The following is a 24,393-nucleotide window of genomic DNA, read 5'->3' as shown; positions in this document are numbered from 1 at the left end:
ATCCCCTAGATGCATGCGGAGGAACGTCACTCTGGAGCGGTTCCGGCTCACGCCGCAACCAGAACGAAATCAAAGGGAGCCCGCCAGGCGGTTTGACCGTTCTCCACACGGCTGAACGGGGCGATCAGGCTTTGTTTGACGCCGAAAACCGTATCTGAGGTGAGATAGGGATCGTCGCCCACGAATATGTGCGTCACAAGCTTCTGAAAGCCGTCCGCCGTCACCAGGAAATGCATGTGCGCCGGCCTGTAGGGGTGGCGCCCCAGCAATGCGAGCAATTGTCCGACCGGACCGTCATCCGGGATCGGGTAGCTTACAGGACGGATGCCGACGAAGCTGTAACAGCCGTCGGCTTGCGTGATGAAGCGCCCCCGATTGTTCCATTTCGGCTGAATGCCGGGCTGCTGCACGTCATAGAAGCCGTCCGCGTTGTCCGACCAGACATCCAAGCAGGCCCCCATAATGGGGTTGCCTTCGAGATCGAGCACCATCCCTTCAAAAAGGCAGCTTTCTCCCTTTCCATCGAGCGAGATGGTGTCGCCCATCGTGCGCAGCGGGGCATTCGCGACATGGAAGGGGCCGAAAACCGTGTTCTCTGTTGCCCCGGGGGGGCGCCTGTTGTTTATCGCATCCACGAGCATGGAGAAGCCGAGCGTATCCGACAGCAGAATGAATTCCTGCCGTTCGTCCGAACAAAGGTGTCCAGCCCGGGTCAGGAACTCCACGCCGAGTTCCCATTCCTTCTGGGTGAGATGAACCTCGCTCGCGAAGGCATGCAAATGACGCACGAGAGCAGACATAACCTCCGCCGGACGCGGAAGTGCCGCACTTCCGATACGCCCGTTGACGATCTCGGCGGAGTTCTCTTCGGAAAAATAGCTCATGATTCCTCCCCTTTCCCGGATCTTGGCGCCAGCGGGTTACGGCGTCTCTGCGCCGGCGAGCCAGTTGCGGCCTCGCGCGTAGAGGTGCTCGACCTCTGGGCCGAGAAGTCCGGGCATGTCCAGCTTGACGGTGAAGCCGAGCCCTTCCTGCAGATAGGCGAGGTGCCGGTATCCTTCGGGAAACTTTGCGAGCAGTTCGGCATCGAGGGAGGGCCGGGTGGCGGGGTCGATCGGATCTATCCGGTCCTTCTCGTAGATCGGCTGCCGCAGGACGATCCCCCAGGTTCTGCCGCGCCGTTCCAAGAAGTCGTAGAAGCGCCCGGTGCACACCACGTCGCAGAGGTGGCCTTCCACTTTCGCGCGCTGGCTGATGGTCATCTTTGTCTGCGAGATGGCCCGGTCGCCCTCGATGTCGATCGATGTGCCGCCAAGGAAATGAAGAATGTTCACACCGCTCTCCAGGCCCTTCTTGCTGACGGCGATGAACTCGTCGGCGCTGCCTTGGAACCAAGTGGCCATCATGCGGCCATCATCGTGCCAGACGCTTCTGAAGCGCTGCCAGTCGCCCGCATCGCGCCAGACGGCCCAGTTCTCGAGGAGCTGGCGGATTTGAAGTTCATCGTTAAGGTTGGCGTTCATGTCGGTCTCATCCTTGCATCTGTTCATGTATGGGAATTTCTTTTTGGCGCGTGATCACGCGGCTCGGGACTACACCCTCCGATTGAACGCGAAATGCCCGAAGGCCTGATCACGCGGCATAATCTGTATCCGATTGACATTGACATGCGCTGGGCGGCTAACGGCCCAGAGAACGGCATCGGCGATGTCCTCGGCCTCGAGCGGCACGACGCCCTTGAACGTTTCCTCGGCTGCCGCCGCGTTCCCGCGCAGGCGGACAGTGGCGAAGTCCGTCCTCACCATGCCCGGTTCGATATTCGTCACGCGGACGGGTGTGCCGAGAAAGTCCGCGCGCAAGGACAGGGCGAACTGTCGGACGAACGCCTTGCTCGCCGCATAGGCAGCGCTCCCCGGATACGGAAACTCCCCGCCTACGGCGCCCATCGTGACGACATGCGCGGCCTCCCGCTTCACGAGCGAGGGAGAAAGCCTTGCCACGAGATGCGCGACCCCTTTTATGTTCGTGTCTATGATCGTCTGCACGTCGGCTGGATCGGCGTCCTGCAGCAACTCCGTTCCCAGCGAAACGCCGGCACTGCAGACAAGAATGTCGATCTTCGCCATCGCGTCCCGCAACCCGTCAAGCAGGGCGTCGATGGCCTGGGGCGAGCGCAGGTCGGCCGAAGCGACAACGATCCGATCATTCCCCGCATCCCTTGCGAGCGCGGCAAGCCCCTCGGACTTGCGCGCCACGGCAATGACCCTAACCCCCTGCCGGGCGAGCGCGAGCGCGACCGCTCGTCCGATGCCGGAACTGGCACCGGTGACAAGGGCCGTTCGCCCATCAAAGCCGTAGCCGGACATGTTTACCTCCGATCTCTCCCCCGCGACGGCTTCCCACCTGTCGCGCCAAGGCAAAGATTAATCGGCAAGTTAGTTCATGTCCATATTTTATTTCTCATATGAGAACACATATTATTTGACAACCGATCTCCCGCTGCTAGTCTTCACTGCGCAGGCTTCGGAGCGGCCCCGCAATCTGGGAGGAGGTTCGCCCGAACTCAAGCGGTCTGCTGGGAGGGAATATGTCTAGAATGTTGAATGCCGGCCTCTCGCGCCGGTCGTTAATGGTTGCAACCGCCGCGTCCGCGTTCGTGGCCGCCACGCCCGCAATCCTGCGCGCAAAGACGCTCCGATGGGTCGGCGCGTCGAACGCCGCGATGTCCGATACGACAGCGCAGGCATTCGATTTCTTTGCCGAGCGCGTCACCGAGCTGACGTCGGGACAGATCACGTCTGACCGGTTCCACGGCGACGCGCTCGGCGACGACCGGGATCACGTCGAAGGCATCCTGCAGGGAACGATCCAGTTCGCGGCGCCGGGCGCGCCACTTCTCTCGGGCTGGTTCAACCAGGCCGATATTTTCGTCTATCCCTATGTGTTCCGCGATGTCGGGCACAAGGACCGCGCCATGACCGCGATCATCGACGATTTCTCCGAAAGGATGCTCGAAACGGTTCCGCTGCGCATCCTCGGCGCCATTCCCCGCATGGGGCGCCACATAACATCGAACACGACCATCGTGACGCCCGCGGATATCAAGGGCTTGAAGATCAGGACGCCACAGACCCCGATGTGGGTCAAGGCATTCGAGAAATTCGGCGCCGCGCCCACGCCCTTGCCGTTCCCCGAGGTCTTCTCGAGCCTGCAGACCCGCGTCATCGACGGACAGGAAAACCCTCTCGCCACTAGCTTCCAGAACGGGCTTTTCGCGGCCAACAAGAAGCTCGCTCTCTCGGAGCACATGTTTGCCGACAATGTCGTCGTCATCGGAAATTCCGTCTACAGTTCGCTCGACGACGCACAGCGCGCCACCCTGCATCGGGCTGCCCGAGAGATGGAGGACGAGTTTCGTCCGAAGGTTCAGGCCGGCGAGGCCGACCTGATCGAGAAGGTCAAGGCGGAAGAGGTCGAAGTCAATGAGGTCGACAAGCAGGCCTTTGCCGCCACCGTTACCGATCTGCATCTGGAGTTCCCCCACGTTACGGAGTGGGTGAAGCGGATTCACAGCATCGCCTGACATCGATGCTCTCCGCACGACCCGCGCCGATGCCGGCGCGGGTCGCATCGCAAATCTTCGCTTGCCGGGGAAATCATGATCAGAAGAATTTGTGGAACGATCGACAGTATCGTCATGGCGTTGCTCGGGCTGTTCTTAGCCGGGGTGGTCGTTACCTGTCTGCTCGCGGTATGGATGCGCTACATATCAAATCTGCCCATCAGTTGGTCGGAACAGGTGGCGCGGATCGGGCTGGTTTGGATCATCCTGTTGGGGACAGCAGTCGCGTATCGCCGCAAGCGGCATGTCGCCGTCGAACTTTTCTATACGATGCTTCCCGCCCGATACCGGCCCTCGCTGTCGAAGGTGGTCGAACTGATGAACCTAGCTCTGTTCGTCATTTTCACCTGGCATGGCGCGAAGCTGACGCTGGACAATCTCGGCCAGACATATGGCGCCCTCGGAATAAGCGTGGCCAGCTATTACGCGGCCATGCCGATCGCGGGAGCGTTGATGCTTCTTTTCTGGCTGGAGCGGGTCGTTACCGCCGACTGGGAACAGCCCCTCATTAGTGAAACTCCAATCTGATAGGTCTGGCAGTGCCAACGATCCTCACTATCGCCTTCCTTGTCCTGCTGGCCCTCGGCGTTCCGATTGCCTTCTCCATCGCGCTCGGCTCGGTGGTGGCGATCATTGTCGACGGCAGGCTTCCCCTGACGCTCGTCCCCCAACGCACCATCGCCGGTGCCGACGCCTTCTCACTCCTGGCCGTCCCCATGTTCATCCTGGTCGGGAACCTTATGAATATCGGCGGTGTGACCGACAAGATCATCAATCTCGCCAATGCTCTCGTCGGGCGCTTTCGCGGCGGACTGGCCCAGTCCTCGATTGTCAGCGCCGTGATTTTCTCCGGCGTCAGCGGTTCGGCCGTTTCCGAAGCTGCGGCGCTCGGCAAGATACTCGTGCCCGCCATGAAGAAGCAGGGCTATTCCGGCGCCTTCTCCGCCGCAGTCGTGTCCGCCGCCTGCATCAATGGTCCCATCATGCCCCCGTCGGTGCCGCTGATCGTCTATGCGGTTAGCGTCGGCGTGGCCGGCGTGACTGTTGAGAAGATGTTCATGGCAGGAATCGTGCCGAGCATCGTCTATTCGCTCGGTCTCATACTGGTGACCTACATGCTCGCGCGCAGGAACAACTTTCCCGTCTCCATGGCGGTGCCCCTGTCGCGCTTTCCTGCCATCCTCGTCGCCGCACTGCCTGCCGTCTTCATGTTCATCTTCATCCGCATCTCGGTCAGCCTCGGCATCGCGACCGTTACGGAGAGCGCGGCCGTGGCGGTCGGCCTCGCCCTTCTAATCGGCGTGGCTTACGGTAACCTGAACCTACGCAACCTGCCGAACATCTTCATGCAAAGCGCACTGGAGACGGCCATCGTGCTGATTATCGTGGCGACGTCCGCGGTCTTTGCGTGGCTGGCTACGGTTTCGGGCTTCGCCCGGATCGGCGCGGACCTGATCCTGGCGATCTCGGACAACCCAGCCGTGGTCATCTTCATGATCGTGCTCTTCCTGCTCGCGCTCGGGACGTTCATGGACGGGCTGCCCGCCATGCTGATCCTGATCCCGGTCCTGCTTCCGGTGGCCCAGCAGATCGGCATGGATCTCACCCAGTTCGGCATGGTTCTGGTCTTCGGGCTGATGCTCGGACTGCTGACGCCGCCGGTCGGGCTGCTGCTCTTCATCACCGGCGCGTTCGCCGGGGTGACCATGGGCCAGCAGTTCCGGGCGATCCTGCCCTATCTCGCGGTCGGCGCCATCACACTCACCCTGATCGCCTTCATCCCCGGGCTCAGCCTTTGGCTGCCGCAATGGCTCGGAATGTGACCCAACCTTTGTTTTCCGTTTTCTGGGACTGACGTAATGAGCGAACTTCTTCTTGACAACATGCGATCCCTGGGGCGACGCCTGCGCCTCGGCATCGTCGGCGGCGGCGCGGGCAGCGGCATCGGTGCGACCCATCGCTATGCCGCGCGCCTCGACGGAAAATTCGAGATCGTGGCCGGCGCTTTCGACATCGATCCGGTGAGAGGCCGTGACTTCGCGTCCGGGCTCCTGCTCGATCCCGCGCGGATCTATGACGATGTCGACGAGCTAGTCGCCGGTGAAAGCGAGCGTGAGGATGGGGTCGACCTCGTCAGCGTCCTGACCCCAAACCATTCGCATTTCGCAATCTCGGCCGCCCTTGTCGACGCCGGCTTCAACGTCCTTTGCGAAAAACCTCTGACCACGTCCTGGCAGGATGCCGCGGTGCTGCTCGACAAGGTCGAGAAGGCAGGCGTCGTCCTCGCCGTAAACTACGGTTACAGCGGCTATCCGATGGTCCGCCAGGCGAAGGCCATGTGCGAACGGGGCGATTTCGGCCGCATCAACCTCATCCAGGTCGAATATGCTCTTGGATTTCCTGCGACGATGGAGGAACAGAAGGGTGGCCACTGGCGCACCAAGGCGGGACTTGCGGGCAACTCCGCCGTTCTTTCGATGATCGGGACCCATGCATCCCATCTGGCAAGCTATGTCAGCGGCCAAGACATTACCGAGGTTTCCGCCGATCTGCATACTTTCGTGCCGGGGCGGGAGCTGGAGGATAACGCACAGATCAACATGCGGTTTTCCGGCGGCGCCCGCGGCGCCATGTGGGCGAGCTATGTCGCCGCCGGCGCATGGCACGGTCTCAAGCTCAGGATCTTCGGCGACAAGGGTGGCTTCGAGTGGCTCCAGGAGGACCCGAACCACCTGCTGGTGCACAGCCTCGGCGGCGAACGCAAGATCCTGACGCGGGGCGGCGTCGGCATGCTGCCGCAATCGCTCGCCGCATCGAGGATCGCGCCCGCCCACGCGGAAGGCTTCATCGAGGCGATCGGCAATGTCTATTCCGACGTGGCCGAGGCGGTGGCCGGCCGGCTGCTCAAGCGCAGTGAGAAGGTGCCCTATCCCGACCACATCGACGGCGCGCTCGGCGTCCGCTTCGTCGATGCCGCGATCCAGTCCAGCGCCGAAGCTGGAAAATGGACCCCGGTCTCCCTGTAATTCCCCGTATCAAGCCAACCTTCCAACCCTGTCAGAGGATGAAAATGTCTGAAAGAACCATTCTGTTTCTGAACGGCCCGAACCTGAACATGCTGGGCGTGCGCGAACCGCACCTCTACGGCCATACGACGCTGGCCGACATCCAGAAGATGGTAGAGGCGCGCGGTGCCGAGCTGGGCCTCAAGATCGACTTTCGCCAGAGCAACTACGAAGGCGACCTCATCACCTGGATTCACGAGACGCGTGACAAGGTCGCTGGCATCGTCATCAACCCGGCCGCCTTCACTCATACCTCGATCGGTCTGTTCGATGCGCTGAAAATCGCCACCGCGCCGTTCATCGAGCTGCATCTGAGGGTCAAGCTCGATGCCAGCGAGGCGTTTCGCCACCACTCCTATATCCGGCCCGCCGCAAGCGGTCTGATCGCTGGGCTTGGGGCCAACGGTTATGTGCTCGCCGTCGACGCGATGAAGATGATTCTCGATTCGCCGGCTCCCTGAGGCCGCCGCCTGTCGAAACGGGCAGGCGCAGCCCTCCTGCCGGCTTCCGCCGGTCGACAGCAGGGTCCGGCCCCACGGTCGGACCTAGACACAGTTTCCTGGAGATGGCGATGACTTCACCGGTTCTCTCGATGGCGGCCTTGACGATGATCGACGCCGAGCCAACGGAATTCGTCAGGGCGTGCGCCGCCGCCGGCTTCGACGCGGTGGGCCTCAGGCTCGTCGCGCCCCCCGCCGCCGCCGTGTTTCATTCCATTGTCGATCGACCCGCGGTCGTCCGCGAGATCGAAGCCGTTCTTGATGCCAACGGCATGCGGGTGAATGACATCGAAAGCATGATTATCGGTCCCGACACCGACCTATCGAGTTTCGAGCCGGCCTTCGCGCTTGGCCAGAAATGGGGCGTCGGACTCGCCATCACCGCGATAGACGATCCCGATGTCTCGCACGCCATCGACATGTTCGGAAGGTATTGCGAGCTTGCCGGAAGCTACGGCATCCAGGCATCCTTGGAGTTCGTCCCCTATTGGGGGCTCGTTACGGACCTTCCGAAAGCCTTGCGGTTGATCAGGGCCGTGCCGGAAGCGGTTAGACCAGGCCTTCTGGTTGACGCCCTGCACCTTGCCCGTTCGGGCGGCAAGCCTTCCGATCTCGACGGCCTTGATCCTGGATTGTTCAATTTCGTGCATCTGTGCGATGCGCCGTCGGTTCCGCCCCGGCCAGACGACCTGCGGGAGGAGTCGCGCTACGAGCGGCTATATCCCGGCGATGGCGAACTGCCCCTGTTCGATCTTCTCGACCGGATGGCGCCCCATACGGTCTGCTCCGTCGAGGCGCCCTGCGCCCGCTACCAACATCTTGATTTCCAGGCGCGAGCGAGGCTCTGCGCGGACAAGACCCGGGCCGTGCTCGCGCAGCATACGGCACGCAATCCGGGCACCCCTGTATCGGCAACCAGCGGAAAGGAACGATCGTGACAGTTAAAATTGAAGGCCATTGCGACGCAGCGTTTCTGGCTGTACGCGATGCGTTTGCCGCCAATTTCGAGGTGGACCGGGAGATCGGCGCATCTTGCTCCGTCGTCATCGACGGCCGCACGATCGTCGATATCTGGGGCGGGTACACGGACGACAGCCGCACGACGCCCTGGTCTCAGGACACCATCGTCAATCTGATGTCCGTCGCCAAGGGGTTCGATTCAATCGTCATGCAGAAGCTGTTCGACCGCGGCCTGCTCGAGATCGACGCCCCGGTCGCGAAATACTGGCCGGAGTTCGCCCAGGCCGGCAAGTCCGGCGTGACCGTCCGGCATGTCCTGTCGCATACCTCCGGGCTCGAAGTCGTCCGCGAGCCGATGTGGCCTGGAGCGATCTACGACTGGAACGCATTCGTCGGGGCGCTTGAGCGTCAGGCGCCGTCGCACGAACCGGGCACGTTTCGCGCCTATCATCCGATGACCGTCGGCCACCTGACCGGTGAACTCGTCCGTCGGGTGACGGGCAAGTCCTATGGTCGCATCCTGCGCGAGACGATCGGCGCACCCTTCGGGATCGACTTCCAGGTCGGGCTTTCGCGTCCGGAGCTCGCGCGTTGCGCACGCTTCACGCCCGGGCCCGGCTATGACGATCCCCAATATGCCCCCAGCCCTCTCAACGATCTTCTCGTCGCCTCGCGGGCGCAGTTCGACGCCGAACGCGACGACGCCTTCAACAGCGAACAGTACCGCATGTCCGAGATCCCCAGCGCCAATGGCCATGGCAACGGGCGCTCCATCGCGAAGTTCTATGGAAAGCTCGCCCTCAACGACGAAGCGATCGTGACGAAGGAAGCGCTTCAGCGGATTTGCGAGGTGCAGTGGGAAGGCGTGGAAGCGGTGCTCAGCCACGACATTCGCATGGGGCTCGGGGTGCGCCGCAATTGTGTCGACGTCTATATGGGGCCGAACGAAACGGCGTGGGGCCACAGCGGCGCAGGGGGCTCGCTCGGCTACGTTGATCCGGAGGCCAAACTCGGTTTCGGCTATGCGATGAACCTGATGCGACCGACGCGCAACAACGGCCCGCGCCCCCGACGACTGATTGACGCTCTCTATAGCTGCTTGTAACGCTTGACAACTGGTCCGGAGGAGGGTGTTCCGGACCATTATTTGAACGGAGTGCCTCTCGATGTATCTTGGACCAGGGCGCGCGGCCTGCGATGCCGGTTGCTTCCGCCGACACGGCCTATTCTGCGAGATTGCGGGAGGCCGGAACGATGCGTGACGCCCTGAGTGGAAAATCGGAAGCCGTCTCCGTCAAGTCGGCGACAAGGGTGCTGGACCTGTTCGAGCTGCTGGGGCGGTGGGATGCGGAGCGGACGCATACGGAGATGGCCGAGGAACTCGACATTCCGAAGAGCAGCCTGACCCAGCTTCTGAAGACCCTCTCCAGCCGAGGATATCTGCATTACAACTCGGAGACGAAAAGCTACAGCCTCGGCCCCGCTATCCTCACGCTCGCCAAGAAGACGAGCGCTGCGGGCGACCTCGTCGCAGCTTCCGGGCCGGTGCTTGCCTGGGTTTCGGATGCGACACGCGAGACCAGCGCCCTGAATTTCCTGAAGGGCGACAAGTCCGAGGTCGTCGCGGCCGTGGTCGGGCAACACCGCCTTCTCTATACGATGCGGATCGGCGATTCCGCGCCACTCTATGCCACCTCCGGAGGCAAGGCCCTGCTCGCGTTCCTTCCCCGGGACATGCGGAACGAATATCTGGAACGCGTAACGCTGCGGCCGATTACACCGTTTACGATCACCAGCAAAGACAGGCTCCTCTCCGAGCTGGAGGAAATCCGCGAAACCCGCCTTGCCTTTGTGGCGGGCGAATTCACGCCGGGTACGGTGGGCATGGCGCGCCCGCTGCTTTCGGCCGCCGGATACCCGCTCGCGGCCCTCAATGTCGTCATGCCCGAAACCCGCTACTCGGAGGAGGTGCGGGAAAAATGCTCGGACATTCTGGCCAAGGCAATCGAGATGCTTCAGGTTCCGGCCGCCAGTTGAAAGGTAGTGCACCCATAGCCGGCTCGAAGGGTATCCGCCTTGCCCTTCCCGTATGGATTACGGTGGGGCGCAAGACACTCAAGGCTGCCGCTGACTGCGAGCCCATGGAGAATGCCACTTTCATCACCGAAACGACGGGACAGTTCTACAGCGTTTTCTCGCTGTCCTATGGTTCTGTCCACGGCGCAGCGGCCAATCGTATGCTGGTCTTGGACTTACCTGAAGTTGCATTCGCTAGAACACGCTTGGATTTTTCGGAATCTCGGATTCGCATCTCAGCAGAGATGTACTTGTCTGTCCGTACCGGAAAAGGACGGCCGGCATGGATGACCCAGCCCTGTTGTGAAGATCTTCGCGAACGGGCGATGGCGCGCCTGGAATGCTTGCGATCGCACCCGCCTGCGTTTCGAAATGGAAGAGGCGTCTTGCGCAGACCGGCGCCCTGACGGCGGGCCGCGTCGGCAGTGGCAAGCCGCGGACCCCGTCCGGTGAACGGGCCGCCTGGCTGCGCCAGCGCTGTCCATCCGGCCCGTTCACGACACGGGGCCTCGTGGCGGAACCGGCCGAACGCGGCGCCAAGACCGAGCGGCGCGCCGTTTGGGTGTGCGTCCGGGCCGAGGGCCTGAGCTTCAAAAAAACGGTGCTGCCGGCCGAGCAGACGCGGGTGGACATTGCCAGGAAACGGTTGCGTTGGAAGACCCAATCACCGGCGGATCGAAGCACCGCGGCTGGTCTTTCTCGATGAGACCTGGATCAAGACCAACATGGCGCCGCTCGGGAGGTGGGCACCGCGTGGCCAACGCCTGTGTGCCGCGGTCCCGCACGGGCACTGGAAAACCCTGACCTTCATTGCCGCTTTACGCTGCGACCGCATCGATGCCCTTTGGATCATCGACGGACCGATAAACGGCGAGCTCTTTACCCTCTACATCCACAGGGTCCTCGTCCCCACGCTCGCCAAGGGCGACATCGTCACCCTCGACAATCCCGGCAGCCATAAGGGCCAGGCCGTCCGTCGTGCCGTCCGGGCCGCAGGCGCACACCTCTTCTTCCCGCCGCGATACTCGCCAGACCTCAATCCCATCGAAATGGCGTTTTCCAAGCTCAAGACGCTCTTGCGAAAGCGAGCCGCCTTTTCTCAGTCGAAGAATGCAGAAATTTCTTCAAAGCTGCAGGATATGAGGCTCAATAACGCGACACGCTTTAGGCTGACACCCGATGCAACACGCATCCGCAATCGGTTGCGGTTGGCCTGCGATTTCTGAACTGCTAGGCTGCGGGAAACGAATACGCCGAAGACATGGCGGTTGCGGTTGGCCTGCGATTTCTGAACTGCTAGGCTTTCCAATTGCGTACGCCCGATGGCCAACCAGTTGCGGTTGGCCTGCGATTTCTGAACTGCTAGGCTTGCGCCTCGCGCGCAGAGATCATCCGCACCGTTGCGGTTGGCCTGCGATTTCTGAACTGCTAGGCTCTGGTCCGAAGCCAAGATCGCGAAGGAGCTGTTGCGGTTGGCCTGCGATTTCTGAACTGCTAGGCTGGATGTAAGCGTCGATCGAGATCGTGTAGCGTTGCGGTTGGCCTGCGATTTCTGAACTGCTAGGCTGCTTCAACATGCAGACGGTCACTGGCCGTCGTTGCGGTTGGCCTGCGATTTCTGAACTGCTAGGCTTCGATGCGTGAGCATCTGACCAGGCTGCCGGTTGCGGTTGGCCTGCGATTTCTGAACTGCTAGGCTGGTCGCGGCCACCTTGACGAAGATGTATCCGTTGCGGTTGGCCTGCGATTTCTGAACTGCTAGGCTGCCTCGCGAGACGCCTCTGGAAGCCCTATTGTTGCGGTTGGCCTGCGATTTCTGAACTGCTAGGCTACCATCGAGGATCTCGACATCGGCGAAGTCGTTGCGGTTGGCCTGCGATTTCTGAACTGCTAGGCTGGACCTGGCCAGGGCGAGCGAAGCGCAGATGTTGCGGTTGGCCTGCGATTTCTGAACTGCTAGGCTGGCTATCGCAAATCCCTCCACGCTGGTCTCGTTGCGGTTGGCCTGCGATTTCTGAACTGCTAGGCTATCGAGCCGCGACGATATCGCCGCGCAAGCGTTGCGGTTGGCCTGCGATTTCTGAACTGCTAGGCTGATCAGCCAGAGCGTGGTGCCGCCATCGAAGTTGCGGTTGGCCTGCGATTTCTGAACTGCTAGGCTGTCACGTCGCTGCCACACCAGTCGTAGGCGGTTGCGGTTGGCCTGCGATTTCTGAACTGCTAGGCTGCGGTTTCGCTCGTTAGCGAGGAGCCATTGGTTGCGGTTGGCCTGCGATTTCTGAACTGCTAGGCTAACTCGTCGGCGTCTTCCTTCGTCCGGGCCGTTGCGGTTGGCCTGCGATTTCTGAACTGCTAGGCTCGTCACGCTGGACACCGCAACCATCAACCAGTTGCGGTTGGCCTGCGATTTCTGAACTGCTAGGCTATACGAATGGCAGACGGCGATGCGCCGCTAGTTGCGGTTGGCCTGCGATTTCTGAACTGCTAGGCTAAAGGCGCTGGGCGGCGTTGCGACCGCTCTGTTGCGGTTGGCCTGCGATTTCTGAACTGCTAGGCTGACCCGTCGTCCGCATCAGGCCACACGATTGTTGCGGTTGGCCTGCGATTTCTGAACTGCTAGGCTACCTTGCCGTCGTGCTGGTCGACGCGCGCCGTTGCGGTTGGCCTGCGATTTCTGAACTGCTAGGCTCGGAAAGGATCGGCTTCTGGAGCCGCTGGCGTTGCGGTTGGCCTGCGATTTCTGAACTGCTAGGCTCGATATTGCCCCAAACCCCTGTTTCGACGGGGGTTTTGGGGCTTTATCACGCCATGAAGTGGCCCGTGGACACTAGAAAAGAGCAATCTGTTCGGGATTTTTCTTTCGGGTGCGGCGGCTTTGATCGCTGAATCGGACGATATTTTCATACTGCCTGTCCGTAAATTGAAAGATGAAAACATCGCCCCGCTCCGGAAGACGCGATCCGATTCGCCGCGTGTAGGTTTCAAACTGTTCCTGCCCGTTCACCAATCTAAGGTAATTCGAAAGCTGGCTCATCTCAAAGCCCTGATCAAGCAGGAACTGGCGAAATTTCGTAGCTTCGGCGCGATGCCTTTTCGTATCCACCGGCAGATCAAACGTAACGAGCATCCACATCATCCGATAAGCGGACATGAAGGATGGTGTGGTCCGCTCTCCCCGTTTTTCCGTATGGAGCGTCGTCATGGCGTCCCGCCCTGCCGTGCAAGGCCAGATAACGTCAGCGGGTCAAGGGGCGAAGGCAGCTCCAGGCCCTCGTCCTCCTTGTCGAAAAGCGCCGCCAGTTGCTGTGCAAGTCGCGTTGCATGCACGTGCAGCGGGCTCATGCCGTGCGGTGCCGGCAGATCCAGCGCCGTCAATGTCACCAGCGCGGTCTTCGCTTTGGGCGAAACCTCTCGCAACCCGTCCTGCACGAGATTGTAGACGGCCCTGTCGATGATCGGTCGATAGGGCTCCATCAGGTCGTCCGCCAGGGCAAAGGCGTTGGCGCGGTTGGAGTGGTGGAGCCCGATCGAGGGATGCAGACCGGCGGCGCAGATGGCCCGGCTGATGATCGCGCGCAGCACCGTGTAGCCGTAATTCAGGAGCGCATTGACACCTTCGCCATCCTGATCGCGCCGGAAATCCGGCCCCATGAACGCTTGCCAATAACGCCGCGCCGCCTGGGCCTCCACATTGTCCGGATCGCCGGAGCGGACCTTGCGGGCAAGCATGTCGAATGCACCGGCCTCCGCCCCGACCGATGCCAGCATTGCGCCCTGCATCCGGATCTTCGCAACCACGATGTCGCGCCAGATGCGCTTGGCCAAAGGCCGCGACGCGTCCACCTGGGCGTTCAGCCGCCTGCCCTGCAGATGATTGCCCTGCAGCGGCCAGACACAGGCCACCGGCGCATGGTTCGCCGCGCACAACACAACCGGCACCGCCCGCTCCGAGAGGCGAACGAAGACTGTATTGGACCATGTCAGCCCGTGTGCATGGGCGATAACGCCGCCGATGTCATCGAGCGCTACGCGGCCCATCTCCTCCCGGTCCTTCGACACGGTAAGGAAACCACGATGAACGGCCACATGCAGGCCATCAGAGGAAAGGTCAACCACACGCTGCATGTTGAGAGGCTAACTCAATCGTGTGCCTGCGTCCGGCAAATCTTAATCCTTGGTTAACCGTCCTGCTTTTCCCACCAAGGTCCGGGATCGAACACCTGGCCTATCTCGTCGATGCGGACCTGCCGCGGCCTGTATTTTTTCAATGGGTTGGGCATCGGGCGAAGCGGCTTGTAGGTTTTCTCCTTTTCCCGTTTGTCGAGATTGCCCGCCTCGTTGTGCGGATCGAGGTAAAGCTGCTTGTTGCGCTGGTCGAACTTGCGGACGATGGCGACGATATGCTTCCCGCTATCGGGATCGTCATAGGCGACCATATCCCCCTTCTTCAGGCTCATGATCTTGCGGGCATTGTGGTTTTCGAGCCGCATGCGGGGCACGAAGCCGGGGCGGTGCGCATCGAAGGTCGTCACCACTTCGGCATCCCATTTGCCGTCCGCCAGCTCCCAGACGTCGAAACGATCGTTGCCGCCCGGCAGATAGCCCTTCCGGTGCCGCCCGTCGCCATGCGTGATCCAGACGGGGTTCTGCACCTCGGTGATGCGGACGTGGCGGATGCCGCTGAATTTCGCATCGCCCGTGACGAAATCCAGCACCGCCTGTTCGAACGCCTTGCCCTCCAGCCCGCGAGTCGCCTCGTAAAGCCGGTCCCTCAGCTCCGAATGGCCGTGCGCATTCGTCCTGATCTTCAGGATATCGGCGGGGCTCCTGATATCGGTGATGGCAATGCGGCGCACGACGATATCGTTGCCGCCGGCGTCCTTTTCGCCGGTGTGCCCGTAGGCGGTATCGTTGTGCAGCTTGCCCGCCGTCTGCCCGCGACCCTTTGCATAGCCTTCGCGGCCCACCGTGCCGTGATCCGGCTTGTGGCTGACGACGATGGCACCCACCGCCGCACGAACGTCCTCACGGAAGCCGGCCCAGGGCTGATCGATCCGCTCGACGACACGCTCGGCCCCGCGCTCCTCGGCCGCCGCGGAAGCCGTCGCCAGCCGCTGGATGAGCGCACGCGAGGTGCAGGCGATGACGATGGCGTCGATGGCGTGGTGGCGATGATCCAGCCGGTTCTTCGGCTTGGCCATGTCGGCGCCGATGAGATTGTGGCCATGCAGAAGCTCGTTGAGGCTCCACTGGCGGCACAGCATCTCGGTCATCCGCCCGGGCAAGGCACGCACACGGGCATGCCGCTTGTAGATACCGTCGAGGTCCACTTCCTCGTAGTCGTAGAGATGGGCGAGGTAGGTCAGCGCCAGCCGGGAAATATACTGCATGTCGGTCAATTGCCGGGCGAGAAAACCGTCCTCCTCGCCGAAGCGCGTCATGGCGTCTTCGCCAAAGCGCCATTGCTTGTTCTTCGGCAGCGTCGTGGCGCGCGCCAGAATCTCGCCATAGCGACTGCGCCATTGCGGCACGCGCGACGGAGGCCGGTTCTTCTTCTCGCGATTGCAGGAGGTGCAGCACAGGATCCGGTTCGCCTTGCTGTCGTCCAGCGTCTTCGAATAGGGCAGGATGTGATCGATATCCGTCTCGCCGTTGAAGAGCATGTGGCCGGCGATGGCCTTGCCGCAATAGATGCAGACACGGTTTTCCGGCTTCTGGTTCAGATCCTCCCACAATTCCAGCCGGAGGCGATTGTAACCGGTGTCCAACTGCCGGAAGGTCTCAACGAGTTTCTTGCCGCGCTCGATGGCTGCGTTTGTGTTCTTGCGTATACGATCATTGACCTTGCGGAGTTCATCCGGTCCCAATGGAAGGTCTCGCCCGACCTCGATGGCGATCCGGTCCGGCTTGCCGTATGTTCGGATCAGCGCGTTGACCACGCGGCGCAACTGGTTGAGCGCGATATGGACCGTCGGATTGGTGATGCGGCCCATGAAATCGTCGTAGGGATCGTCGGGTTCGCCCGTTCCCGGAGGAATGTGGCGCGCCAGCACCTCCTGATATTTCGGAAGTTGATCAACGCCCTTGCGGTTCGGATCGGCTTCGGAATTACTGCGGCCGTAAACCCGCTTCGCCGCCTCGGCCTCGGTGATGACGAAACCACCCTCGCCCGCTTCGTTTTCCAGCGCATCGATGAGCGCGGTCAGTGCGGATTGCCCCAGCCTGCCGAAACCGTCCGGCACCGGTGTGTCGGCCACCGCCCGGGCATGCGCCTCGTCCAATCCCGCCTCCGTTCTCAGCCAGTTCATGAGGGCGTTGTAGTCAGGCTCGGTGCGCAGTCTCTCGGTGATTGCCGCCTGCATCTCCACCGGCAGGTCCGCCCAGCGGTTGCCGAAGCATTCCGGGCGCGACAGGCGGAAATAGATCACGTCGCCTTCGAGATCGCTGCGGTTGTCGGTCTCCTTGTTGAAGCGCACCTCGCGCCCGAGCTTCAGCGTGTTCCGCAACTTCGAGAAGGGCACCTTGCCCTGCTTGGTGAGGCTCGTGCGCAGCTGAAGTGCGAGAGCATTGCGCTGCTCCGGCGTCAGCTTGATGTGTTTCTGGTCCTCCCCGACGATTTCCAGTTCGTTGAGTTCCTTCAGCAGCCGGAATTTCTGGAACAGGGGATGCGCCTTCGGCAACCGCTCCTCCAGCGGATTGTAGGAGCATTTCCCCGGCTTCACCGGTCTCAGCGGGCGCTGGTGGAAGACCACCTCGCGCAGTTCCCGGATTGCCGCATCGGTGAGCAGGTCGGGATAAAAAAGCGTCTGTCGAGCTATGATCCGGTCGAATTCGCGCTCAAGCGCGCCACGCGAGGGATAGAAGGCATAGCCTTCCCCGTCAGGCGCAATGCGGGCACGAACCGGCAGGCTTTGCAGCCGGCGCATATGCAGCCATTCGCCGATGGTCCGCGCGCCCGCTTCCGCCATCTTTTCATCGAGCGCGCGCATCCCCTCGGAGATCAGGCCCTGTTCAGGGTCGTTGCTGTCGGCCTTGCGATTGCTCCTGAAGCCGCGGCGCTGGTTGAGATGGAAAATCGCGCGGCCTATCTCATAGGGCGACAGCGCCTCGTCCAGCGCCCGCGCGCGCAAGGCATAGACGGATGACGAGAGGTCGCCCGTCTTTCCATCGCCATGGTTCTTCACCAGTTCCGCGCGAGCGGCCTTGTCGGCGGGCATCAGCCCGAGATCGACGAGAAGGTCGACAAGGCGCTGCCGCCGCTTCAGATAGCGATCCCGCCGGCGCCTTGACCCACGCGCCTGACGCCGCGCCACGGCCAGCGACGCCTTCGACTGCGGATCGCGCCCGGCCATCTCGGATTGGGAGAAGATGCGCACGCCGCTGGCGACGATGCGTCCCTCACTATATTTTGCGGGCTCATCGCGCGTTTCGATGATCGCCCAGCCGAGTGAATTTGTACCGAGATCGAGTCCAAGCGTTTTCATACTCCCCTCCTTTGAGATTATTTCTTGCCCGCTCGCAGTTAATTGACGTTCCACTTTATTAGTGTGAAATAAATTAAATGAATTGCCCTGGTGTCCTTGCCAAGAGGTCGCCACCGGCGGCATGGGCTACACAACGTGATCAAGTGCGGCGCACGTCAATTCGTAGCATGCCAAACGGTAAATACAATTTCTACTTGCCATAGAAGCAAGCAAGAGCAGGTAGTTGCGGTTGGCCGGCGATTTCTGAACGCATGAGAAAGGAGAGGTTTCGGCCTCTCTTTTTCGTTGATTTCGGCGCCATATGGGCTATTCTTCTATTGTTCAGAAATCGCAGTCCAGCCGTTAACAAGCTGAGATATGCACCAGATAAGGCGTCCGCTTCGGCGGACGCTTTTTCGTTTGGCGATGTAAAAGCCTCTCTTCATAGTGGATCATCACCCGGGCAGCGAACGTGGATGCGCTGCCACGCCTTGCCCAGCGAGAGCGAGTTCCTGTCGAAAATCAACCCTCACGAGTGAAAAGGCCTTCTTCGCGGTAAAAAACAACGCTAGTCTCCCCGTGGGGAGACACACCGATGCAGATTGAAAGCGAAAGTAATTCGGAAGAATTCGATCGGGATATCAGCAACACCCGCGAAGGGCCGGTGGTCGTTGCCGATATCGCCGCGAGCTTCACTTACGCGTCCTATCAGAATGCCATACCGGTCATCCGCTCCATTCTGATCGAGAACAACAGCGACAGGCACTTTGCCAATTGCAAGCTGGAATTGACCTCTTCGCCCTCGTTCCTGAGGCCGAAAACATGGACGGTCGACCGGCTCGTGCCGGGCGACGGGCTCCCGCTGAGCGACAGGAAAGTGGAACTCGACGCCGGCTATCTCGCCGGCCTCAACGAGGCGGAGCGCGGCGAGATCACGCTTCGCCTGTCCTCGGCGGGAAACGTCCTCGACGAACGGCGCCTTCCCGTAAGGCTGCTCGCCCGGGACGAATGGGGCGGCGTCGCCGACATGGCGCAACTGCTTCCGGCCTTCGTCATGCCGAACGATCCGGGCGTGGCATCCATTCTGCGGAATGCGGCAGAACGGCTTGCCGCGCATGGACAGCCGAGCGGCCTGGACGGCTACCAGTCCGGGAGCCCGCAGCGGGCCTATCTGCTCGCCGCCGCCATCTACTCGGCAATTGCCGGCATGGCGCTCCACTACGCGGAACCGCCCGCCAGTTTCGAGAGCCGCGGCCAGAAGATCAGGCGCCCGGGCACGATCTCCGAGGAGCGGCTGGCGACCTGCCTCGACACCACGCTTCTTTTCGCCGCCGCCCTGGAAGCTGCCGGATTGCATCCTGTCATTCTGATGTTCCACGGACATGCGGCAGCCGGCGTGTGGCTGACCAAGAGAACCTTCGCCAATGCGATTGAGACGGACCCGATGGAGGTCCGCAAGGCTCTTGCATCCCGCGAGCTGAGCGTCTTCGAAACGACCGGCGTGACACATCGCCCTGCCATGACGATGGAGAGCGCGCAACGGATCCTCGACCACCGTCTCAGCGAAAAGGAAGCCCATGCCTTTGTGGCGGCGATCGATGTCCGGCGATCGCGCAGCGGCGGGATCATGCCGCTTGCCTCGCACGAGCCGATCCGCCGCGCTGTTCCCGATGAAGAAATAGCACCCGTTGCGGACCTGCCTCTGCCCGCGGCGCCGTCCTTCGGCAAATTGCCGGTCGAAACCATCGAGGTGAAGCCGACCACCGCTGCCGGCCGCATCGACCGGTGGCAGAAGAAACTGCTCGACCTCACCCTTCGCAACCGGCTCCTCAATTTTCCGGATTCGAGGAAGACGATCCCGTTTCTCTGCACGGACGTCGCTTACCTCGAGGATCGGCTGGCGGGCGGTGGCGCAATCCGCATCATATCCCTTCCCGAGCAAAATCCGCTCGGCGAGCGCGATGCCGCGCTTTATCGCGACGTCCATGGCAAGGACCTGCAATGCGGTTTCGCGGCCGACGCGCTGCTCAGGGACGAATTGCCTTCGACGCTCGGTGCATCCGAGCTTGAGGCACGGCTGATCGACCTTTACCGCCAGGTCCGAAACGACTTTGCCGAGGGCGGCGCAAACACCCTGTTCCTCGCCGTCGGCTTTCTGCGCTGGAAGAAGAAGCCGGAGGATGATCGCAGCTACCGGGCTCCTCTTCTGCTGGTCCCCGTGAAGCTCGAGCGCCGCAGCGCCAGCTCGCGTTTCACGGTCCGTTTTCATGAGGACGAGCCGCGCTTCAACGCCACGCTCCTGCAGTTCCTGGAGCGCGATTTCGATCTGGAGCTTCCGCAATTCGCAGGAGACCTCCCGCTCGACGACAACGGTATCGACGTTCCTCTCCTTCTTGCCAGGATGCGCCAAGCGATCCGCGATGTTCCGGGCATGGAGGTCGTCGATGAAACCGCCTTGTCGACCTTCTCCTTCGCGAAGTTTCTCATGTGGAAGGACCTGGTGGAGCGTACGGAGGCGCTTCGCGCGAACAAGGTCGTCCGCCACCTGATCGACATGCCCGAGCAGGCGTTCCAGGCAGGCGACGGGCAACCGCCGTTTCGCGAGGAACGCGAGCTCGATCGCGCCTATGCGCCGTGCGATCTCATCTGCCTTCTTCCATCGGATTCGTCGCAGATGGCGGCAAGCCTTGCCGCCGCCGAAGGGCGGGACTTCGTCATCGTCGGCCCACCGGGCACCGGCAAGAGCCAGACCATCGCCAACATGATCGCCAACTGCCTGGCGGTGGGAAAGACGGTCCTGTTCGTCGCCGAGAAGACGGCCGCGCTCGATGTCGTCTATCGTCGATTGCGCGAGCATGGCCTCGCAAACCACTGCATAGAGCTGCATTCGAACAAGGCCGACCGTCGCCATTTCCTGGGACAGCTCAAGGCGGCCTGGGAACAGGGCGGCGGGATCGATGCATCCGAATGGGTGGCGGTCAACGAGCGCCTTCGGCTGCGCCGCGACGAGTTGAATGCCTATGTCGAGGCCTTGCACAAGTGCTACCCCAATGGATGGACGCCCTATCTGGCGCTCGGAATCGCTTTGAAGGCTGGGGAGAGCCCTGCGCCAGGCCTTGCATGGCCGGAGCGGGATGCCCATGACGCGCAAACGCTCCAGGATCTGGAAGAGCTTGCCGGCGAGCTCGGCCTCGTTTTCGCTTCCGTCGATCGGCAGCCGGTGCTGGATCTTGTCGATGTCGGTGACTGGAGTTCCGGCTGGCAGGAAAGCCTGCTCGCGGCCGCGCAATCCTTGAAAGATGCGGCCGAGTCGGTGACGACCGCCGTCACGGCCTATCTGGCAAGCCTCGGCCTCGGTTCGCACAGCCGATCATCACAAGCCGAAATCCAGGGGCTGACGAACCTCGCAACAGTGGTGCGCAAATGTCGGGGCCGCGACATCACCATCGCATTCGATCGGGAGCTTCCGCAATGCGCCGGTGCGTTGGAGACGCTCGCGAATTCCATCAAGAGCTATCGCGAGGCAGAGCGCGGACTTTCCGCCACCTACGCCACGACCGCCATATGCGCCCTCGATCCCGATGCGCTGGACCGTCAGTGGCGGGAGGCGAATGCGTCGTTCTGGCCCACGTCCACGCTCGGCAAGCGCAAGGTCCAGAAGTTGCTGCAAAGCTATGCCGAAGGAGGAGCAGCAGAGCCGGAACGGGATATTCCCCTGTTGCGCCGCATGAAGGAATGCCTGTCGGCGATCGATCGGAATCAATTGGCGGGCAAGCCTCTGTCGATCGACGGTCTGGCGACCGATGTCGTCGCCGTCGCGGAAATCCTTGAACTCGCATGGGAGTTCCGCGCCACCGTTCCGATCCCGGGGCGCAGCGAGGAAGAAACACGATCCATGCTCCGCTCCCTTGCCCCGTGCCTGCGCGGAACGTCCGCAAACGACAGAATCCGGCAGACGGGAGACAGGCTTCTCACCGCGATTGAAGATTTGCAGGCCGCACGCCAGCGCTTCCGCGAGATTGCCGGGCGAGAGATGTCCGCAGGATCGGACGGACCCGACCTCGTGACACTGAGTGAGAATCTCGATGCTCTCGTGAATGCGCGGCATCTTCTGCGCGACTGGTCGGCTTGGTGCCGCATCCGAAACCGGGCGATGGCCTCCAACCTTGCCCCCCTTGTCGAGCAGATCGAGAAGGGGATGGTCCGCCCCGAGGAAGCGCGCTCGGCGTTTCGACTGGGATATGCCAGGTGGTGGCTTCCGAAGGTTCTCGACAGCGATCCTGTTCTGCGGGATTTCCGACGGTTCCAGCACGAAAACGCCATCAAGGAGTTCCGTGAGGTCGACGATCTGGTGCGCTCGCACGCCACCCGCCGCGTGATCAGCGCGATCGCGCATGGACTGCCCGCCGTGCAGAGTGTTTCGCGCAACTCGGAACTCGGGCTGTTGCGCCACCAGATGGAATTGCAGCGGCCGAGCCAGTCGATACGCGACATGATCGGCAAGATGCCGCAGAGCTTTCCCAAGCTTGCGCCCTGCATGCTGATGTCGCCGCTCTCCATCGCCCAGTATCTCCCACCGGATCAGGCGCTGTTCGACGTGGTGATTTTCGACGAGGCGTCCCAGATCACCACCTGGGACGCCGTCGGCGCCATCGCGCGGGCACGCCAGACCGTCATCGTCGGCGACCCGAAACAATTGCCGCCGACGAACTTCTTCGGCCGCAACGAGGATGAGGACGAGATCGCCGATCACGAGAAGGATCTGGAGAGCATTCTGGACGAGGCGAAAGCGGCCGGCATTCCGGTACGCGATCTGAGGTGGCACTATCGCAGCCGAAGCGAATCGCTGATCGCCTTCTCCAGTCACCACTACTACCAGAACCGCCTGGTGACGTTCCCCTCGCCCCTGGTCGAAGACCGCGCGGTGCGCCTGCACAAAGTGCCCGACGGTGTCTACGATCGCGGCAAGAGCCGGACGAACAGGATCGAAGCGGAAGCCCTCACGCGCGAAGCGGTTTGCCGCATGAAAAGCTGGTTGAAGCAGCCGGAAAAGGATCGCCCGACGCTCGGCGTCATCACCTTCAACGCCCAGCAGCAATCGCTGATCCTGGACCTTCTCGACGCGGCACGCCGGCACGATCCCGAGCTTGAATGGTTCTTCGCCGAAGAACGGATCGAACAGACGATCGTCAAGAATCTGGAGAACGTGCAGGGCGACGAACGTGACGTGATCTTTTTCTCGATTACGTTCTGGAAGGATGCCGCCGGCAAGCTGACGATGGATTTCGGTGCGCTCAACCGCGACGGCGGCGAGCGACGCCTCAACGTCGCCGTGACCCGCGCGCGCCAGGAACTGGTCGTCTTCTCCGGCTTCACGGCCGATCAGATCGATCCGGCGCGGACGAAGGCGCTGGCGGTGCAGCATCTCAAGACGTTTCTCGACTATGCCGAGCGCGGCGCGGTCGCGCTGCCGGCCCAGGATATCGGATCGGTCGGCGGTTTCGATTCCCCCTTCGAGGAAGCGGTCGCCGCGCAGCTTGAGCGACACGGTTGGACGGTGGTGCCGCAGGTCGGGATTTCCGGCTTCCGGATCGACCTCGGCGTCCGCCACCCCGATCTTGCCGGTGCGTATCTCGCAGGTGTGGAATGCGATGGCGCCACCTATCACAGGTCGGCCACCGCGCGGGATCGCGACAAGGTCCGCGAACAGGTCCTGAAGGGGCTTGGCTGGAATATCCTGCGTGTCTGGTCGACGGACTGGTGGTTCGATGCTGCAGGCTGCGTGGAGCGGCTTCACGCCGGGCTGGACCGTCTGCTGGAGGAAAGCAGGGCGCGACGGGCCGCCGAAAAGGAGGACGTCGCCACCCACTGGGACATGGGACATGAGGTGGAGGGGATAGAGGAGATTCGCGATGATGGGGTCGTTCCTGCCGAGGAGAGCGCGCCGCCGCCAGCAACCACTGAGGCGGAACTCGTCTCGGCGGAAGCACCAATGGTCTCTCGCGGTATCGAAGGAGCAGCAATGCAAACGGCTGCGTCTACAACCGTGGTCGATATCGTTGAGAAGCGACGATATCACGTCACCGATCTTTCCGGTTTTCCGGCCGATCCTGATCAGTTCTTCGAATTCGGCTATCGGGATATCCTGCGGAGGATGATCGAAGCCATCATCGAGACGGAAAGTCCCTTGCGCACCGATATCCTTGCCCAGCGGCTGGCGCGCGCCCACGGCTGGCTGCGGACAGGCGGACGAATCCGCGAAAGGATAGACCTTCACTTGCGCGACCTGGACAGGACCGTGGAATCGAGCGGCGAATTCATCTGGAAGAAAGGGGTCGTGTCGGATATCCTTCCGTATCGGCAGCCTGCAGACGAGGATGCGCGCAGGTCGATCGGAGACATCCCGCTCGCCGAACTCACTGCCGTCTTGCTCGATAATCCCGACCTGCTGGACGAGCCCGACCCCGCGCGCGACCTGGCGCGTCTCCTGGGCGTCGAACGCCTCGCAGCCGTGTCTCGTGCCCGTCTCGACGAAGCGATCGCACGGGCCCGCCAGCATGTCGCGAACATTCAACCGACCGGATAAATCATTTGGCGCCCGGCCCCCAAGCGGTGTCCACTCGCAGGAGACACTTACGCAACGTAGACGGCCGCCCTGAAGGCGCACCGGCAACCTTCCGCATGGAAGTTGGCCGTCCAGCGACGGG

General features: G+C 62.0%; 15 protein-coding genes, 1 pseudogene and 1 CRISPR repeat array. Of the genes and pseudogenes, 10 read left to right on the top strand and 6 right to left on the bottom strand.

The window, feature by feature from the left end; translation table 11 throughout:
• Nucleotides 1–47 precede the first annotated feature (47 nt).
• The 3 genes from AB3G45_RS25850 to AB3G45_RS25840 form a co-directional block, all read right to left on the bottom strand.
• Complete coding sequence (locus AB3G45_RS25850; RefSeq protein WP_367833679.1) at nucleotides 48–887, bottom strand: intradiol ring-cleavage dioxygenase; 840 nt, start codon at nucleotides 885–887, stop codon at nucleotides 48–50.
• Nucleotides 888–920: 33 nt separating this feature from the next.
• On the bottom strand, nucleotides 921–1,523 hold the full coding sequence (locus tag AB3G45_RS25845) for a nuclear transport factor 2 family protein (RefSeq protein WP_367833252.1): 603 nt from the start codon (nucleotides 1,521–1,523) through the stop codon (nucleotides 921–923).
• Between the two features lie 69 nt (nucleotides 1,524–1,592).
• The gene (locus tag AB3G45_RS25840; protein ID WP_367833251.1) at nucleotides 1,593–2,366 is read right to left on the bottom strand and encodes an SDR family NAD(P)-dependent oxidoreductase; all 774 of its coding nucleotides are present in this window, start codon (nucleotides 2,364–2,366) and stop codon (nucleotides 1,593–1,595) included.
• 230 nt (nucleotides 2,367–2,596) lie between these two features.
• Here AB3G45_RS25840 and AB3G45_RS25835 point away from each other — a divergent pair, with 230 nt between their 5' ends.
• From AB3G45_RS25835 to AB3G45_RS25795, 9 genes and pseudogenes are all read left to right on the top strand, one after another.
• Complete coding sequence (locus tag AB3G45_RS25835) at nucleotides 2,597–3,583, top strand: TRAP transporter substrate-binding protein (protein WP_367833250.1); 987 nt, start codon at nucleotides 2,597–2,599, stop codon at nucleotides 3,581–3,583.
• 75 nt (nucleotides 3,584–3,658) lie between these two features.
• Entirely contained in the window at nucleotides 3,659–4,150 is a 492-nt protein-coding gene (locus AB3G45_RS25830) for a TRAP transporter small permease (RefSeq protein WP_367833249.1), read from the top strand.
• An 11-nt stretch (nucleotides 4,151–4,161) separates the two neighbouring features.
• Entirely contained in the window at nucleotides 4,162–5,445 is a 1,284-nt protein-coding gene (locus AB3G45_RS25825) for a TRAP transporter large permease (protein WP_367833248.1), read from the top strand.
• 36 nt (nucleotides 5,446–5,481) lie between these two features.
• On the top strand, nucleotides 5,482–6,648 hold the full coding sequence (locus AB3G45_RS25820; RefSeq protein ID WP_367833247.1) for a Gfo/Idh/MocA family protein: 1,167 nt from the start codon (nucleotides 5,482–5,484) through the stop codon (nucleotides 6,646–6,648).
• A gap of 44 nt (nucleotides 6,649–6,692) precedes the next feature.
• Nucleotides 6,693–7,148 (top strand): type II 3-dehydroquinate dehydratase, encoded by a 456-nt coding sequence (gene aroQ, locus AB3G45_RS25815; RefSeq protein ID WP_367833246.1) that lies wholly within the window; start codon nucleotides 6,693–6,695, stop codon nucleotides 7,146–7,148.
• A 110-nt stretch (nucleotides 7,149–7,258) separates the two neighbouring features.
• Nucleotides 7,259–8,125: a sugar phosphate isomerase/epimerase family protein gene (locus AB3G45_RS25810; RefSeq protein ID WP_367833245.1), complete on the top strand. Its 867-nt coding sequence runs from the start codon at nucleotides 7,259–7,261 to the stop codon at nucleotides 8,123–8,125.
• A complete protein-coding gene (locus AB3G45_RS25805; protein ID WP_367833244.1) occupies nucleotides 8,122–9,252 on the top strand; it encodes a serine hydrolase domain-containing protein in 1,131 nt (376 codons plus the stop codon). The genes AB3G45_RS25810 and AB3G45_RS25805 overlap by 4 nt, the downstream gene beginning before the upstream one ends.
• A 68-nt stretch (nucleotides 9,253–9,320) precedes the next feature.
• Nucleotides 9,321–10,184, top strand: coding sequence for an IclR family transcriptional regulator (locus AB3G45_RS25800; protein ID WP_367833243.1), 864 nt, complete (start codon nucleotides 9,321–9,323; stop codon nucleotides 10,182–10,184).
• A 326-nt stretch (nucleotides 10,185–10,510) separates the two neighbouring features.
• Nucleotides 10,511–11,376 (top strand): annotated as a pseudogene (locus tag AB3G45_RS25795) (IS630 family transposase).
• Between the two features lie 48 nt (nucleotides 11,377–11,424).
• Nucleotides 11,425–12,978: a CRISPR direct-repeat array (repeat unit 36 nt; unit sequence GTTGCGGTTGGCCTGCGATTTCTGAACTGCTAGGCT).
• A gap of 72 nt (nucleotides 12,979–13,050) precedes the next feature.
• Here AB3G45_RS25795 and cas2 read toward each other — a convergent pair.
• The 3 genes from cas2 to cas9 are packed head-to-tail and all read right to left on the bottom strand — an operon-like array spanning nucleotide 13,051 to nucleotide 17,707.
• Nucleotides 13,051–13,425, bottom strand: coding sequence for a CRISPR-associated endonuclease Cas2 (gene cas2, locus AB3G45_RS25790; RefSeq protein ID WP_367833242.1), 375 nt, complete (start codon nucleotides 13,423–13,425; stop codon nucleotides 13,051–13,053).
• On the bottom strand, nucleotides 13,422–14,348 hold the full coding sequence (cas1, locus tag AB3G45_RS25785) for a type II CRISPR-associated endonuclease Cas1 (RefSeq protein ID WP_367833241.1): 927 nt from the start codon (nucleotides 14,346–14,348) through the stop codon (nucleotides 13,422–13,424). Before cas1 ends, cas2 begins: the two co-directional genes overlap by 4 nt.
• 53 nt (nucleotides 14,349–14,401) lie before the next feature.
• Nucleotides 14,402–17,707: a type II CRISPR RNA-guided endonuclease Cas9 gene (gene cas9, locus AB3G45_RS25780; protein ID WP_367833240.1), complete on the bottom strand. Its 3,306-nt coding sequence runs from the start codon at nucleotides 17,705–17,707 to the stop codon at nucleotides 14,402–14,404.
• A 574-nt stretch (nucleotides 17,708–18,281) separates the two neighbouring features.
• On the opposite strand from cas9, the gene AB3G45_RS25775 reads away from it, so the two are divergent.
• Nucleotides 18,282–24,272: a DUF3320 domain-containing protein gene (locus AB3G45_RS25775; protein ID WP_367833239.1), complete on the top strand. Its 5,991-nt coding sequence runs from the start codon at nucleotides 18,282–18,284 to the stop codon at nucleotides 24,270–24,272.
• Nucleotides 24,273–24,393: the final 121 nt, after the last annotated feature.

It is taken from the genome of Shinella sp. S4-D37 (genome assembly GCF_040812195.1).
Classification (GTDB): domain Bacteria; phylum Pseudomonadota; class Alphaproteobacteria; order Rhizobiales; family Rhizobiaceae; genus Shinella.
This window is presented reverse-complemented; position numbering and strand designations above follow the sequence as displayed.

Bases quoted from the DNA above. Each gene is read 5' to 3' on its own strand.
- AB3G45_RS25845 (WP_367833252.1), bottom strand. From the start codon at position 1,523: ATGAACGCCAACCTTAACGATGAACTTCAAATCCGCCAGCTCCTCGAG.
- AB3G45_RS25810 (WP_367833245.1), top strand. From the start codon at position 7,259: ATGACTTCACCGGTTCTCTCGATGGCGGCCTTGACGATGATCGACGCC.
- AB3G45_RS25835 (WP_367833250.1), top strand. From the start codon at position 2,597: ATGTTGAATGCCGGCCTCTCGCGCCGGTCGTTAATGGTTGCAACCGCC.
- AB3G45_RS25820 (WP_367833247.1), top strand. From the start codon at position 5,482: ATGAGCGAACTTCTTCTTGACAACATGCGATCCCTGGGGCGACGCCTG.
- cas2 (WP_367833242.1), bottom strand. From the start codon at position 13,425: ATGACGACGCTCCATACGGAAAAACGGGGAGAGCGGACCACACCATCC.
- cas1 (WP_367833241.1), bottom strand. From the start codon at position 14,348: ATGCAGCGTGTGGTTGACCTTTCCTCTGATGGCCTGCATGTGGCCGTT.
- AB3G45_RS25775 (WP_367833239.1), top strand. From the start codon at position 18,282: ATGCAGATTGAAAGCGAAAGTAATTCGGAAGAATTCGATCGGGATATC.
- aroQ (WP_367833246.1), top strand. From the start codon at position 6,693: ATGTCTGAAAGAACCATTCTGTTTCTGAACGGCCCGAACCTGAACATG.
- cas9 (WP_367833240.1), bottom strand. From the start codon at position 17,707: ATGAAAACGCTTGGACTCGATCTCGGTACAAATTCACTCGGCTGGGCG.
- AB3G45_RS25840 (WP_367833251.1), bottom strand. From the start codon at position 2,366: ATGTCCGGCTACGGCTTTGATGGGCGAACGGCCCTTGTCACCGGTGCC.
- AB3G45_RS25830 (WP_367833249.1), top strand. From the start codon at position 3,659: ATGATCAGAAGAATTTGTGGAACGATCGACAGTATCGTCATGGCGTTG.